We start from the raw sequence: 15,789 nt of genomic DNA on the forward strand, positions 1-15,789 counted from the left end.
TTTACCTCCGCTTTAGGGGGGCGGCTCCCTGATGTAAAGTTTCTATATCTATTTTAATTGTTTGACATAGCTCGCATAAAATATCTTTTTGGCTTGGATTGACAGTAATTTGGCACGTTTAGCCTATACCTGAGACTGTGTAGTAAAAGTATTATGTGAATATAATACTTACAACCTAATTGTTAATGGAATGAAAACAAATTAAAGGTGTAGCATGGATACTATTATGAAAAATACAACTCAGAAGAAATTTTTTAGAACAACACCAATTGCTCTTGCACTAATCGTCTCAGGCTATACAGCCGCACCACATGCAATTGAATTTAACTGGGGTGATGTTGAAGGTTCATTTAACTCACAAATTTCTGCGGGTTCAAGCTGGCGTGTTCAAGAGCAAGATGCCAAAAATGTCGGTGTCGGCAATGGTGGTCTTAAGGGTAATACACCTACGGGTGACGACGGTAATTTAAACTATGATAAAGGTGATGCTTTTACTCAAACTATTAAAGGTATTCATGATCTTGGTTTAACGTATGAAACAGAAGAGGGCACAACTTTTGGTGCCTTTGTTCGTGGTAAGTATTGGTATGACTATGCATTAGATAAAAATGATGCCATACACGGTAGTGGTACAAATGGTTACGTTGCTAATCAGCCTATTAATGATGATGATTTTAATGATTTAACTAAATCGAAAGGTGTCGCATTACTTGATGCTTATGTCTTCACTGGCTTCTACTTAGGTGACACAGCTGTTGATTTACGTATTGGTAAGCAAGTCGTTAACTGGGGGGAAAGTTCATTCATTCAAGGCGGTATTAACGCGGTCAATCCTGTTGATGCGGCCGCTTTCCGTCGTCCGGGAGCTGAAGTAAAAGAAGGTTTATTACCGGTAAACATGATTTTTGCTAACGTGGGTTTAACAGATAATTTAAGTATTGAAGCGTTTTATCAATTGGAATTTGAACCAACAGTGATTGATAGTTGTGGTACTTATTTCTCGACAGCGGATTATTTAGCTGAAGGTTGCAACACGTTAGTTGTTGATCCTAGCACTGGTGTAACAGATAAAGGTCTATATGATGCAGGTATTTATGCAACTCGTGGTACGGATGAAATGGCATCTGATGATGGTCAATTCGGTGTTGCATTTAAATATTATGCAGAAAGCTTAAATGCAACCGAATTTGGATTCTATTATATGAACTACCACTCTCGTTTACCATATGCGAGTGCCGAAGCTGGTGTTTATAACACTGCACCAAAGAGTGATCCTGCTACTGGAGCTTTATTACCATTCATTCCTGGCGTAGATGCGTATAACCCTCATTATCATACTGTTTATCCAGAAGATATTCAGTTGTTTGGTCTTAGTTTTAATACAACTGTCTCAGAATGGGCGGTATCAGGTGAAGTGAGTCATCGTCTGGATATGCCACTGCAAATTAATGGCGCAGATCTTCTCGCTTCAGCACTATCAGATTCCGATGGCTCACCGTTAACGCCAGAATACCGAAAGGCAAAAGCTGGTGATACTGTCGATGGTTTTGAGCGTTTTGATTATAGCCAAGCGCAACTGACGTTTATTAAGTTCTTTGATAAAGCACTGGGTACCGATCGAATTACCGCGGTTGCTGAACTGGGTTATGGTCACGTATGGGACTTAGATGAATCAGATGGTGCTGTTAAATATGGCCGTGCAACGGTTTATGGCGTTAGTTTTGATGGTTTAGGTGATGATAAAGATGGCTTTACAACGTCTGACAGTGCTGGTTATCGTCTAGCAGTAAAAGCCGATTACCGTAATGTTTTCGCTGGTGTTGATTTAGCACCGTCTGTAGCTTGGTCTCATGACGTTTATGGTTACAGCCCTGAACCACAAGGTACATTCCAGGAAGGTCGTACAGGTATCAATGTTGCCTTAAAAGCGGATTACCTAAAAAAATACAATGCGTCAGTGAGCTATACCCAATTTGGTGGTGATTTTAACCCGCTATCTGATCGTGATTATGTTTCTGTTGCAGTTGGTATATCGTTCTAATTAGGCATTGATAAGTATATTAAGTTTTAGAGAGTAAATTCGGATAGAGCGAATAGACGTTATCGAAAAGGATTTTAATATGAAAGTTTTAAATAAAGCATATAGCGTAGCTGCGATTTCAGTAGCTATGGCATTCTCGGCATCAGCACTTGCAAAAGTAAGTGAGGCAGATGCGGCTAAATTAGGGAAAGAGTTAACACCAGTCGGTGCGGTTAAAGCGGGTAATGCTGACGGTTCCATTCCTGCATGGACAGGCGGCATTACTAACGCAATCCTAGGGACAGACATTGGTAAAAATGATAGGGTGACGAATCCATTCGCAGCGGATAAGCCGCAGTTCGTTATTACAGCGGCCAATGTTGATAAATACAAAGACAATTTAACGCCTGGCCAGTTGGCTATGTTTAAGAAGTATCCTGATACTTATAAGATGCCTGTTTATGAAACGCGCCGTAGTTTTGCTCAGCCAGATGATATCTATGCCACAATTAAAGATAACGCTTTAAATACGAGTCTTTCGGCGGGTGGTAATGGTTTAAACAATTTTAAAATATCAATTCCGTTTCCAATTCCTGAAAATGGTTTAGAAGTAATCTGGAATCACATTACTCGTTATCGTGGTGGTCACGCTGAACGTGTCATTACCACCATTCCAGTGCAGCGAAATGGCGCTTATACTGCGGTAAAAGTACAGGATAAATTTTATATTCCTGAAGCGCTGAAAGGCGGTCGTGATGCGAAGAAAGATGACAATATTTTGTTCTATTACATGCAGCGTATTATCGCACCTGCACGTCTAACGGGTACGATTGCCCTTGTACATGAAACTATTGACCAAGTGAAAGAACCACGTAAAGCATGGATCTATAATTCAGGGCAACGTCGTGTTCGTCGTGCTCCAAACGTATCGTATGATGGCGAAGGGATTGGCGTAGAAGGTTCACGTACGTCAGATAACTATGATATGTACAATGGTGCTCCTGACCGTTATAACTGGACGCTGGTTGGTAAAAAAGAGCTATATATTCCATATAACTCTTACAACCTTTCTTCTACCGATCTTGAATATAAAGATATTGTGAAGCCTGGCCATATCAACCAAGAATACACACGTTACGAAAAGCATCGTGTGTGGGAAGTTCAAGCAAAAGTAAAAGATGGCCAACGTCATGTTTATGCACAGCGTAACTTCTTTATTGATGAGGATAGTTGGCAAGCAGGAGTGATTGACCATTATGATGCACGTGGCAACTTATGGCGTGTTGCAGAAGCACATTCAGTTCAATATTATAACGCTGATGTTAACTGGTTTGCTGCAGAAACGCTCTATGATATTATCGCCGGTCGTTACCTTGTGACTGGTCTGAATAATGAAGAGCGCAAAGGTATTCAGTTCGACGTCAAAGCGAAACGTAAAGATTTCTCTACGTCAGCATTGAAACGTATGGGCCGTTAATTTTAATCAATTTGTTTGATTAGTATTACAATTATAGCGAGAGGGTTAGTACTTAATAAAAGTATTAACACTCTCGTTTTTCGTTTTCAGCCCGTATTTTTCGAGACTGCTAGGATTGAATTTTCTAAACTGTTTTTCTGCAGACATCAAATGCAGTGTTGAATTTTGTGGTCATGTTTTGAAATACAATAATAGTGGTTAACTCAACAATTTCATCATCATTATAATAACAACGTAATTGATCTATATGTCTGTCAGTCACGTGTAACGACGTGTTTGTAATTGCGTCGGTATAGGCCAGTACTGCACATTCTTGAGGCTTGAAATCACTGCAATTTTGCCAATCTAATAGTTTATCTTTATTCAACCTTTCTTTAAGACTGCGTAATACTTTAGAGTCATGCTCGATGGTGAACTCACACTGATTTAGCTGTGCCACGCGTACACTCATGAGTGCGTGAATATAGAGTTGAATAGGGGAACTTCTTCTATTAATGGTTTTATATAATAGAAAGACGGCAGCGAATAGCCTAGGTTTACGCCCCAGTATTTGTGCGGGTTTTAAGGTCTTATTTTGTTTTCTCGCAAGTAACCACAAGATCGGACGTATAAACCACGAGTATTGGCTTGATTGTAATTTGGGGATACGCATAACTAACCTCGACGCATTACATAAGCTTTGCAACACTAATTATGGTTTAAATTAAGCAATAGGGTGAATTTGTGGTAAATTATTCGTATGCGAAGCATAAGGCAGTTTTTAAATAAGGGTTTAATTAATGACGATGTATTATACCGCGGCGGATCTTGCTGAAGAGTTCTCGATCACGCGACGAGCTATTCGTTTTTATGAGACGAAGGGATTATTACAATCCGAACGTCGAGGACGGTTTATGTATTATGATTATCGTCAGCGTGCCCGTTTAATTATTATTTTACGTAGCAAACGTCTAGGTATTAGCTTGGCATCAGCAAAGCATTATTTGGCGCTGTATGATGACAAACCGGATAGCCCACCTCGTATGTTGTATATGTTACACCAGAGTCGTACAAGATTAGATGAACTGCGTGAGCAGCAACTTGCATTACAAGAGAATATAGCTGAACTAGAAGCGCTAGAAAAGATAGCGATGAAAGATTTATCCGCATGCGATTTGGATATAGAGTCAAGTTATGATGACTATGTTTCGGGATTATTAGATCTTTAAAATGTACGAGTAATTGATAATAGTCTGTAATTACTTAATCCGAATTCATATCAATTACTCATTTTTGTTATCCATTAAGAGATATTTTAGTCAATATTTCAAATTAATTTTTTTAGCTGAAAACTACTCCCCCTGCAATAATTATCACTATCCTAAGAGTCAAATTTAGCGTTACATTTTCCAGTGTGACACTTTTGTTACAGTCACTACATTTTTCCAACATACTTTGAAGCCTAATTAATTGTGAGCAATGTTGCAATAATCATAAATTTAGTTAGAATGCCCTCATCGATATGCGAATGGTTCGCATTCGTAGGTTGATTGTAAGGGGTTGTTTATGTTTGGTTTTGTGTCAAGGCTTAAGCGGTTTAAAAAAAGTGTTATTAGTAAAAAGACGCCAGTACTAATACTACTCAATAAACAATTGCCTAAAAATGCAGGTTGTGTCGTTGATTTTTCGATAAATAAAAAAAGTAGATGTATTGTTATTGAATTGGTTCGTGATGAACAACTGAATAAAATTAACGTGATTAATTATGGCGTTCACTTTAGCGGTACTGACACGATTATTAGTTGGTCAAAAATTAAAGTCGATGGTACTGGTACTCGAGAGCTAAAGCGGGTATTAGCGAAACAAAAATCAATTATCTTACCTGCTTATCTATTTAATTTAGTCGACCGAGTGATGAATACACAAGATGTGGTTAGCGCAACTTAAGGGACTAAGAATGAGTGATCTATCAGTAAAAGAAAAATTGAATGAAGTGTTTGACGAAGTGTTTGAACATGATGGTTACGGTGACTTTAGAGTTGAAATGAAAATATTGAAGCGTAATCAAAAAGAAATCATTATCCACTGCGGTAAACAGTACAGATTTACTTTGGATTTTCAGAAAGACTGATTATATCCAGTAAACCCCCAGTTAAAGGCAACTGCTTTTAACTGGAACCATGGAGCGGCGAGAGGTCGTCCATTTAACTACAAACTCAAATCTCATAGAACGCAGCGGGCGCGAGGCCTGTGTACTCTATACAATCACAAGTATAGGTATTTTTTAAATGAAATTCGTAAACAAAAATCAAGGCGGTTTCACGCTTTTAGAACTACTCGTTGTTGTTGGTATCATCGCAATCATCGGTGGCGCAATGCTTTCATCGTTCAGTGGTCAAGAAGCTACCGCTGCACGTGGTGTTGCAACAAGCGCAATCGCAGGTATTGAAGATGCGACTCGTATCTACCGAGCTACGACTAAAGGTACGCTTCCGAACAACATGGAATCTCTTGTTTGTGCCAACTATGATGCCGCTGGTACGGTATCAACTTCAGTCCCTTCAGCAACTGATGGTGGTGTACTTCCTGCAACAGCGGCTCCAACGACGTCTTATAAATACGGTGGCACATCAAATGCGTCGGGTATTGGCGGCGGTATGACTAAAAAACTAGCGGCTAAATTCGATATTGCTGCACTAACAGCGAAGCAAGCAGCAGCACTGAACGATGTGGGTATTACAAGCATGCGTTATGCAATCTCTGAAGCATGTGATACAGATGTTGCAACTAAAGCGTCAATAGTTGCATTAGATGGTACAACATCAGTTGATTTTGGTGATGGCGGTGAGGGTCTAGTTGGTATTGATATTCCAAATCAAGCATTTGAAGGTTTACGCCCAGATGGTCAAACAGGCTATAAATACCGTGGTATTGGTTTTGCTGGTACGATTGAAACTGCTTCTCCAGTGCTAATTTGGAAACAAGGTGACGGTGGTTATAACAACATTAAACTTGGCGCAGCGGAAAACGATGTGCTTATCGCAATGGGCCTTGGCCAAGCGTCTGACTTAGTAGGTACAGGTCCTAATGCTGCATTTAGTAAAGCACCTTTCTACGGTCAAGTCGGTAAAGATAAATACGCTCATTACATTGCACTTATAAACGTGGGTTCAGCAGGTGACGAGTTTACTAACGGTGAAGCACAAGTTCAAGCGGTTGTTGATGCGCGTGGTGACTTCCTAGATGAAGAAATCGCTGAATTTAACGGTCAAAAAATCTAATCGTATTTAGTTAAATTTAATTAATTCGTTTAGTTTGCTAAGCACATAATCAAGGGGGAATACCTCTTGGTTATGTCTATTTAACATAGAATTAATTCTACTTTCTGTTTCTTTATATTTACTGCTTATTCTAGTTGTTACCTATGACATATATTTCACTAATATCATCTAATATTTTACCTCTAATTCATTATCCAACCGTTCATCGTCATCGTGGTTTTACCTTGTTGGAATTATTAGTTGTAGTGGGCATATTAGCAATACTTGCTGGTGGCGCTATGTATTCGTTTAATCAAAACGCGGTTAAAGAGAGTCAATTAGCAACAGCTAAAACTGAAATGCTTAATATTAGGAATGCGTTATTAACTTATAAAAAAGACAATTTTTCATTTCCAAATCAGACATCTCCTGTTGATTTATTGTTTTTATACTCAAGCATGGACAGTAACGGCATAATTCAAATTCCGTGGAATAATGATTACCAACGTGGTTGGCGTGGCCCTTATTTAAGTGGCGGTGATAGCGGCTTAGTTGATATAGGAAACCAATTAATTTCAGACGGTTCGGGCAGTCCCTTGTTTGGCGACATGAGCAGTATAGTTCGCGCTATTCCCGACCCATTTCAATTTAAGCCTCAAAAATTTAAACAAGATACGCCTACTATCCAAGCGTGTAGTGACCCCGACCCGAACACACATAATTGTGTATTGGAATGGTGGGCCGTTGGTACAACAACAAGTAATTATCAAACACCCCATCAAGCATATGGTCGACCTTATTTGTTGTTTGATCTCAATACAAAAGACAACGCAAGAATTGTGAGTATGGGAGCCAATGGCCGCTATGACGGTCGTGCATTAACGAGTGATGAAACATGTCGTACCCAATTTGGTGATGATCTCGTGTTATGTGTTTACTGAAAATGTATTTATTAAAAAAGGAGTTATTAATGAATAACGCTCGTTTAAATATCTTACTGTTTAGATTACATTTGGTTTCATTTTTGATTTTAATCGTATTTTCAACTCATCTGATGGCGTCTGAAACAGACTCAAGTGAAATACCATTTTATGAACTTGATCAAATGCTTATCGAGTTTAAAGCAACGCGTGAAGGCACTGTTGAATTATCACTATTTCGAAAAATAAAATTCGAAGGTAAGGTCGTTGAACTTCCTTATCAACGAAAACACGCATATCTAGATCAAGTCATACGTGACATCGCGCCTAAGTCTAATGTTGTGTCAACTCAAGGGTTAACTCTTGCCTCTAAACAGCAAAAAACATTATCAGTTTACATTATTGATGAGTTAGCGGGTGGAATGAATGAGCATTTATCAATTGGTGATGATGTCGTTTTCGAATCATACCATGTTTACAATTCTCCCTATGGACCAGGATTACTGATTTATAGTTGGGAAAAGAAAGTAGAACCTAACTGGTTCCAACGATTTTTAATTGAACGTAAAAGGCGCGAAGTTAATGTGCGCTAATTTAAGTAACAATCGGCTACTGGGAAAAAGTCAGCACGGATTTTCATTACTCGAGCTGGTCTTAGTGATGATCATTATGGGCGTGATGGCTTCTGTATCATTAACTTTTATTGATGAAAAAGACAGCCAACAACGCTACCAGCAATCCGTTGAAAAGTTAAAGATGATCCAACGATTTATATCATCTGTACACCTTTATCAAGGGCAGTTAATTAACAGTGGATTCAGTGCTGATAATGGACTAAATAATGAGTTAATGAATATGCTCCTCGGCTACACATCGGCAGATGATTATTATGTTTACTCTGCAACGCCTATTTTCGTCAATCTTGATGCCGATGATTCGAGTGATGCGAATGGTAATAACAAACACGTTATTACTAATAGCCAGTTATTTAAAGGCAGTCGTCCTGGATTATTCGATCTTAGTCAATATCGTGATGGAGAGGGAAAAATAAAAGACAGTTGGGGTGAGTCCTTTAATATTCAGGTAACCAATAATGACACTGCGTTTAGCGTGGCGATTTCGGCTGCAAGTTCGACGTATAAAAATGTCAGTGATAACTTTCATCGTATCAATATCGAGAAATCTATTCATGTTAATGAATTATCTGTTACGGTAAAAAATTTACCCGATACAACAACCAATTTTAAAGTTGCATTGATTTCCTTTACTAATCGAACCGATTGTAATGGTAACAATGAGGAAGTTAAACGCTGTTGGCAAACATTAAAAAGTAATGTAAATACAGCTTCATCTGCGCCTTTTAATAATTTATTCAAAATAGTTGAAACCGGTGACGATAATTCGATTTTTGTCGATGACGCTAATAAAATTCAATCAATTACGCCAGGGCCTAGCAATATAAGCACCCAAAAAATGACTGCGCTCATTTTTAGCGATAGCACTAATAAACAGTGGCACTTCGAAGCGGTAATACCAACGCAAGTTACCGAATTTGATTTTTCTGCACATGGTGAAGCAAAGATTACAGTGGGTAGTCATGCTGTCATCTTGCTGGAAGAAATATCGCCCAGTTCAAATACATGGCAGATATACAATGCTGAAAGTCCTACTTTTACCTATGTGAACCTATTACCGGGTGTATCACCTGAACCTATTATATTGAGTTTATTATGAGTCAATCGCCGTTAAAACGCAGTTTATTCGGAAAGCTAGTTGGAAATAAAAGTAAAGCGTTAAGTCGTTCGTTTTTAGGTAAAATGTCTGCTGGCGCTAATCGCCTCTTGGTGATTGAAAGTCGTGGCTTTGGTATTAATGCCTATGTGGTTGAACGCCGTGGCGATGCAATAACATTAATTGAATATGCGCATAACAAAATAGCAAGCTGTAATGAGTCACTAGCTGAAATTTGCGAACAGTTAACGGTTGCAGGCTGTGCAATTCCTCAAAAAGCATTACTGGTGTCAGGCGCTGTGACAGCAGCATTAATTTCATTGCCGATTGACGGTGATAAAACATTGTCAGATCAACAGATGTTAGAACTTGTTCGTTGGGAAATGGAACCACTGTTTAACGAACTCATCGCCTATTGGACTATTGGGGGATTATTAATCGCCAAAGGTTACTTAGCTGAATCTCAGCGTAAGCAATTGCTTGTTGACCTTGGTGAACAAAAGGAAAAATTAGCAGGCAGAGGAGGGCGTGCACCTGCACGATTTGGTGAACTGGCCATTCGAGCTGCATATATTACTAAGGAACAACTTGATGAATGTTTACGTATTCATGAAGAAACACAATTATTAGATCCAACGATTGACTGTAGTTGGAGTGATAAACCGATAGCAACCGATCAACAGGGGGGGCTCTGGTTATGTGCGGCCATGAGTGCGCCAATTCGACAACAATGGGTCGATGCATTTAGTCATAACAAGATATTTCTTTCGGGTATTTATTCGCAACATCACAGTGCTGTTAGCCAGCTGCCAATAAGTGAAAACGAACAATTACTTGTCATTCTCAATGTGGGATTGGTTACTAGCATTGTTGTTAAAAATAATTTAGTGACAGCAACTAAGCAGTATAGATGCAGTGATCATGCATTAACGAGTGATGAAGTCATTACTTTATTAATTGAGCATTTAAACGTTCAACTTCAAACCGATATAGCGGATGAATCGAGTGCTATCTATTATAGTGGCTATCATCCTCAGATAAACGACTTAATTACTGAAGTAATGCCGCAATTAAATGCTACATGGATATGTCTAGATGGTGTCTTAGCGAAAGATAAACAAACATTAATTGTTGGCGATGCTGCCATAGTCGGTGCTACAAATCATTATTTTAATCAATATTCTTTACAGCAGCAAAGTCGGTTAATTGGCACACCTCCGCCACCCGCTTGGTATAAAAACACATCTGTACAAGGTGGGTTAATTTGTTTCAGCATATTCGCCTTTATCGCTGCAAATGAAGGACATTATTATTATACCGAGCAACGTGTATTCTTAGAAATTCAGCAGAATGAGATTGCAGTTGAAAAAATAGACGACATAAATGAAAAGCTTAATAGCAAAAATGAACGATATATTCGTTTAAAAAAGCAAAAAAAACAACTAGAAGAAAAGCTTGAGGTACTCTCTGTTCGTCGACAAGGATTAAATACAGTATTACTTAAAAGGCAGGAGTTCATTGCTAATTTATTACCGCTCATTTCTCGTAGTATTAATGACCAATTGATATTGAAAATGGTTGAAGAAGGGAGCTGGTATCATTTTGAATTAAGTGGTTGGGCGTCAGATCAGCTTGCCATTGATAGTTTTAATCAACAACTTACGGCTGAGCTAGAACCTTGGAACATGCAGTTAACAAATAGCTCAAGCCGAGAAGGTCGTAGTGATTTTGGTTTTGATGGTTACCAATTTATGATGACATTGGAGCCTGCAGGATTATGACGGATAAAACAACAAAATCAGTAAAGCAGCCGATAAGTATCCGCGAAAAATTATTAATTGGTGTGCTTGTTATAGCTTGTATTATCGGTGGTTATTTAATGCTGCGTGTAAAAATGCAAATAACCCAACGTGAAGTTTGGCAAGAGCAGTTAACAGATAGTCAGGATGATCGTAAATCTGCGCGTCCACATAGGGCGAATAACAATGATTCAGATAAATTGGCGGAAGAAAATAAAAAAATTGAATTACTCATAAACAAAGCGAAAGATAATGTAACCGGTATAGAAGGGAGATTCATTGATTTAAACAGTAAAAAAGCGGTTGCGGATATGCGCAGTCGTTTAACTGAACTCTTACTGAATCATTCATTGCAAATGGCAGGCGTTGCACGGTCAAATCAAGATCTCACTAAATTTACGGAGGCGAATCAGCAGAAATTATCTGATTTTTTAGAACGTCCGATTTTCAATGTAAAGCTTTATGGGCGTTATCACAACTTACTTGATTTTATTCAGCAGCTAGATTCATTACCTAACCGAGTTGTCGTAACGCATTTTTCATTGTCTTCCCGCAGTAATACATTTCAAGCAGTTAATGGACGAAAAGAACTGCTTATTCAACTGACTTTGAGCTTTTAACTTATGAGTAAATTAGTATATTTTGAATCAATTCTAATCGCCGCCGATGAATTACAGTCTTCAGACATTCATTTATCAGACCGCTGTCACCCTACATTTCGGCTTTCTGGTCGTTTAGTTGAACAGACGGATTTAGACCAATTGTCACCGATAACACTACAAGGTTTTTGTAAAGTCATTACCGATGATAGACAGTATAAACAGTTAGTTGAACATCGAAGTATAGACCTCGCATTTACGAGTAAAGCGGGATTAAGGTATCGTGTAAATATCTATTTTGAGCGAGGATGTCCAGCCCTTGCAATACGTTGGTTAGATGGCAGTTTTCATAGTTTAGAAGAGTTGAGATTACCAAAACAACTAATAAAATTAGCGCAATTAAAAGATGGATTAGTATTAGTCACAGGCGCGACGGGCAGTGGTAAGTCAACGACGCTAGCCAGTATAATCAACGAGATAAACGAAACCAGACCCTGTCATATTTTAACGATTGAAGACCCTGTGGAATTTTTACATCACAATAAACAAGCAATGATACATCAACGAGAAATAGGCCGAGATGTGAACTGTTTTGCTGATGCGATCAGAGCCGCTATGCGTGAAGATCCTGATGTGATCTTACTCGGTGAAATGCGAGATCTCGAAACCATGAACGCAGCGTTAATGGCGGCTGAAACGGGTCATTTAGTTTTTTCTACGTTACACACCAATGATGCGATAGGTGCTATTGACCGTTTAGTTGGCTCGTTTCCAGGAGAGGAACAGTCGGGGGTGCGTCAACAATTATCAATGGTACTTCGAGCCGTGGTCACACAAACCTTAGTACGCCCTGATAACGCGACAGGGCGTGTACCTGTTAATGAAATCCTCATTGTAAATTCAGCTGTATCTAACTTGATCAGAAATCATAAACCGGAACAAATTTATTCTGTCATGGAGTCGGGTCGTGCATTAGGTAATCAAACTCACGATTATGCGCTGGCATTGCGGGTGAAAGAAAAGTTAATCCCGCGAGATCAAGGCGTTAGACTTGCCCGAAAACCGCATGCGTTTAATGAGTTAGTTAATCAACTATTAAAGGGATATAACTAAATGATCAGAGATAACGTATTAATCAATGCGGGTATTCAAACTGGAATGTTAGATGAAACTGAGATTGCGAAATACAAACTTGCAGCAAGACGAGAACGTGTCGATTTGTTGTATTTGTTAAGTTATAAATTACGATTCCCTATTGCCGATCTATACCGGGCCTATGCACAAACGCAAGGTATTCGATTTTTGACTAATGATGAAATACGTGTCGATCCACAATTACTAAGAAAAATATCGCCTTCAATTATTGAGCGTCGATTAGTTATTCCATTAATGCCTATCGACGAGACCGCATTATTGCTGGTGGATAATCCTGAAGATAGAGCGGGGTTATCTCAGGTACAAAGATTACTTCCGCCAGATATAGAAATCTGTATGACGGATCCGAATTTATTACAGCAACTCGTTATTCGGGTTACACAAGCGACAAACGATGAGGAACCACCTGAGTTTGATCCTGTTATTAGTTTGGATGAGATGATCCGTGAAGCCTATTTGTACCGTACCTCGGATATACATTTTGAACCTGCAAAAGAAACATTCCATATTCGATTTAGAATTGACGGCTGCTTACAGCCTTACGCACAGATTTTTAGTGCAGAGCAAGGCGCAGCTCTCATGAGTCGTATGAAAGTACTTGCAGGTATGGATATTTCAGAACAACGTATGCCGCAGGATGGCGGGATGGCTTATGAATTAGATAATAATATTGCTTTTGACATTCGTGCCGCAACCGTACCTGTTAAGTTTGGAGAAAGGGCGACGTTACGTTTATTAGGCTCTGACAGTGAAGCATTATCGTTGAAGAAAATAGGGTTCTCTGAACGGGCTTTAGCACGATTTTCAGACGTCATCAAACGCCCTCATGGCATGATTTTAATCACGGGTCCAACGGGTTCGGGTAAATCAACGACCTTGTATTCTGCGCTACAGCAAATTGCCAGTAACGATATCAATGTGCTGACTGTTGAAGACCCTATTGAATATGTGATGGAAGGCATTTCTCAGGTTCAAGTCAGCTCGAAAGTATCATTTTCCAGTGCGTTAAGATCATTTCTACGCCATGACCCTGATGTGATCATGGTCGGGGAAATTCGAGATGGTGAAACGGCGGGGATTGCCATGAAAGCCGCATTGACTGGTCACATGGTATTTTCAACCTTGCATACCAATTCCGCTGTTTCAACCGTTAGTCGCTTGGTCGATATTGGCGCAGAACCATTTTTAATCGGTTCAACGTTAGTCAGTATTATTGCTCAGCGTTTGGTGCGTCGATTATGCGCTTTTTGTAAAGTATCAGTTGAACTTTCTGACGATGATCGAAAGTTATTACGCCTAACTTATGAGCAGAATGGCTATGTTAATGAAAACAAAATGGATGAAACTAAGGCTGATGACGTGAATTTTGCTGAGGGGACGGTTTATCAAGCGAAGGGTTGTTCGAACTGTCATGACAGTGGTTACAAAGGGCGAATAGCCTTGTTTGAAACTCTGTGGGTTGACGATCATTTAGCGCAAGTGATTGGTAATGGTGCGACTGAAAAAGAAATTCTCGATAATGCTACTGATTTTGTGAGTTTAGCGGATGATTGCCGAGAAAAAATACGAGCAGGACATACAAGCATTGCTGAATTTGAGCGTTTGTCTTTAGGTCGTGAAGAGGCGATTAACTAATGCCATTATTTAATTATGTCGCACTTGATAAACAAGGAAATGAGCAGTTTGGTACACTTGAAGCCGAGGATAAACGTGATGTAAATGCACAGTTACGCCAACTTGGGCTATTTGGATTAGAAGTCACCCATGATGCAGAAACAAAAGTGGATGCAGGCGTTAAAGGTGAGTTAAGTAAACTCTTGGCACAAGTCGGTATTGTATCAAGCAATAAGAAAATATTCTTTTTTAGACAAATGGCTTTAATGCTCCGTTCTGGTCTCGCGCTCACTGAAAGTTTAGACATGGTCGCGAATATCATGGGCGGAAAAATTGGGTTAATTGTCACCGATATCAGCAATAACATTAAAAGCGGTGGTAGTTTTTCAGATGGTATTGCCCAAGCGGGTGTATTTCCTAGTATGTCAGAACATATGATCCGGAGTGCTGAAGCCACAGGTGAGCTGGATGTTGTAATGGGACGGGTCGCGGATGATCTGGGTCGTAAAGCCGAGATGAAACGTCAGATGATGGCCGCCATGTTATATCCTGGAATAACCATGCTGATAGCGGTATTTATGGGGTATTTTCTCGTTGCAACTGTGATCCCAAAGTTTGCCAAAATTTTTGAAAATTCGGGTAAAAAACTCCCGCCTGATACACAACGATTAATTGATATTTCTAACTTCATTAATGCCTATGGCTTGTTCATAATCTTAGGTGTCGCGGCAGGTTTTGCATTACTTCATTACATAAGAACAAAGGTAAAAGGTCGATATATTACCGATCAAATAGTCCTTATGACTCCTGTGTTTGGCAAAGTAGTCCGAGTTGGCGCTATGTCACAAATTGGTTGGGGTTTATCGATGCTATTACAAAGTGGTTTAACACTGGTTGAAGCACTAAAAATTGTAGAGAAACTTATTCCAAACTCAGTCATTGCGTTAGAAATTAAAAAAGCGACAGACAATGTACTTATTGGACGAGATCTAGGTTCAAGTCTAACCTCGCCTTATATAGACCCGCTCATCTCACAACTCGCATCCGTGGGGGAAAGAACGGGTGGCTTGGTTGAAATCATGTTTGAAGCGGGCTGTTTTTATGAAGAAGGCCTGAAGGCATTAAGCAAGACAATGGCAAATCTTGTTGAACCAGCTTCCATTTTGTTGATTGGCGGTATGGTGATGGCGGTTTATATCGGCTTTTTCAAAGCCATGATGGGGGCATCGACCTAG

General features: G+C 39.4%; 15 protein-coding genes. 14 read left to right on the forward strand and 1 reads right to left on the reverse strand.

Annotation, left to right across the window (positions count from 1 at the left end; genetic code table 11):
• The first annotated feature begins 226 nt into the window (after positions 1–226).
• Together HWV03_RS10345 and HWV03_RS10350 are read left to right on the forward strand one after the other, a co-directional pair.
• Positions 227–2,041, forward strand: coding sequence for a DUF1302 domain-containing protein (locus HWV03_RS10345; RefSeq protein ID WP_211679622.1), 1,815 nt, complete (start codon positions 227–229; stop codon positions 2,039–2,041).
• Positions 2,042–2,120: 79 nt separating this feature from the next.
• Entirely contained in the window at positions 2,121–3,497 is a 1,377-nt protein-coding gene (locus tag HWV03_RS10350; RefSeq protein ID WP_211679623.1) for a DUF1329 domain-containing protein, read from the forward strand.
• Between the two features lie 124 nt (positions 3,498–3,621).
• On the opposite strand, the gene HWV03_RS10355 is transcribed toward HWV03_RS10350, so the two are convergent.
• Positions 3,622–4,149, reverse strand: coding sequence for a carboxymuconolactone decarboxylase family protein (locus HWV03_RS10355; protein ID WP_211679624.1), 528 nt, complete (start codon positions 4,147–4,149; stop codon positions 3,622–3,624).
• Positions 4,150–4,276: 127 nt separating this feature from the next.
• Here HWV03_RS10355 and HWV03_RS10360 point away from each other — a divergent pair, with 127 nt between their 5' ends.
• The 12 genes from HWV03_RS10360 (at position 4,277) to HWV03_RS10415 (ending at position 15,789) form a co-directional block, all read left to right on the forward strand.
• Entirely contained in the window at positions 4,277–4,705 is a 429-nt protein-coding gene (locus HWV03_RS10360; RefSeq protein WP_211679625.1) for a MerR family DNA-binding protein, read from the forward strand.
• A 337-nt stretch (positions 4,706–5,042) separates the two neighbouring features.
• Positions 5,043–5,423, forward strand: coding sequence for a hypothetical protein (locus HWV03_RS10365; RefSeq protein ID WP_211679626.1), 381 nt, complete (start codon positions 5,043–5,045; stop codon positions 5,421–5,423).
• A 10-nt stretch (positions 5,424–5,433) separates the two neighbouring features.
• Positions 5,434–5,607 carry a hypothetical protein gene (locus HWV03_RS10370; RefSeq protein ID WP_211679627.1) on the forward strand — a complete coding sequence of 58 codons (174 nt, stop codon included), beginning with the start codon at positions 5,434–5,436 and terminating at the stop codon, positions 5,605–5,607.
• Between the two features lie 157 nt (positions 5,608–5,764).
• Positions 5,765–6,757: a type II secretion system protein gene (locus HWV03_RS10375; RefSeq protein ID WP_211679628.1), complete on the forward strand. Its 993-nt coding sequence runs from the start codon at positions 5,765–5,767 to the stop codon at positions 6,755–6,757.
• A 143-nt stretch (positions 6,758–6,900) separates the two neighbouring features.
• The gene (locus HWV03_RS10380) at positions 6,901–7,677 is read left to right on the forward strand and encodes a prepilin-type N-terminal cleavage/methylation domain-containing protein (protein ID WP_211679629.1); all 777 of its coding nucleotides are present in this window, start codon (positions 6,901–6,903) and stop codon (positions 7,675–7,677) included.
• A 29-nt stretch (positions 7,678–7,706) separates the two neighbouring features.
• The gene (locus HWV03_RS10385; RefSeq protein ID WP_211679630.1) at positions 7,707–8,249 is read left to right on the forward strand and encodes a hypothetical protein; all 543 of its coding nucleotides are present in this window, start codon (positions 7,707–7,709) and stop codon (positions 8,247–8,249) included.
• Positions 8,239–9,390, forward strand: a complete 1,152-nt coding sequence (locus tag HWV03_RS10390; protein WP_211679631.1) for a type II secretion system protein — start codon at positions 8,239–8,241, stop codon at positions 9,388–9,390. Before HWV03_RS10385 ends, HWV03_RS10390 begins: the two co-directional genes overlap by 11 nt.
• Positions 9,387–11,168 carry a hypothetical protein gene (locus tag HWV03_RS10395; RefSeq protein ID WP_211679632.1) on the forward strand — a complete coding sequence of 594 codons (1,782 nt, stop codon included), beginning with the start codon at positions 9,387–9,389 and terminating at the stop codon, positions 11,166–11,168. The genes HWV03_RS10390 and HWV03_RS10395 overlap by 4 nt, the downstream gene beginning before the upstream one ends.
• Positions 11,165–11,806 (forward strand): hypothetical protein, encoded by a 642-nt coding sequence (locus HWV03_RS10400; protein WP_211679633.1) that lies wholly within the window; start codon positions 11,165–11,167, stop codon positions 11,804–11,806. The genes HWV03_RS10395 and HWV03_RS10400 overlap by 4 nt, the downstream gene beginning before the upstream one ends.
• A gap of 3 nt (positions 11,807–11,809) precedes the next feature.
• Positions 11,810–12,898 carry a type IV pilus twitching motility protein PilT gene (locus HWV03_RS10405; RefSeq protein ID WP_211679634.1) on the forward strand — a complete coding sequence of 363 codons (1,089 nt, stop codon included), beginning with the start codon at positions 11,810–11,812 and terminating at the stop codon, positions 12,896–12,898.
• Positions 12,899–14,575 carry a GspE/PulE family protein gene (locus tag HWV03_RS10410; protein ID WP_211679635.1) on the forward strand — a complete coding sequence of 559 codons (1,677 nt, stop codon included), beginning with the start codon at positions 12,899–12,901 and terminating at the stop codon, positions 14,573–14,575.
• Positions 14,575–15,789, forward strand: coding sequence for a type II secretion system F family protein (locus HWV03_RS10415; protein ID WP_211679636.1), 1,215 nt, complete (start codon positions 14,575–14,577; stop codon positions 15,787–15,789). Before HWV03_RS10410 ends, HWV03_RS10415 begins: the two co-directional genes overlap by 1 nt.

It is taken from the genome of Moritella sp. 36, assembly GCF_018219415.1.
Taxonomy (GTDB): Bacteria; Pseudomonadota; Gammaproteobacteria; order Enterobacterales; family Moritellaceae; genus Moritella.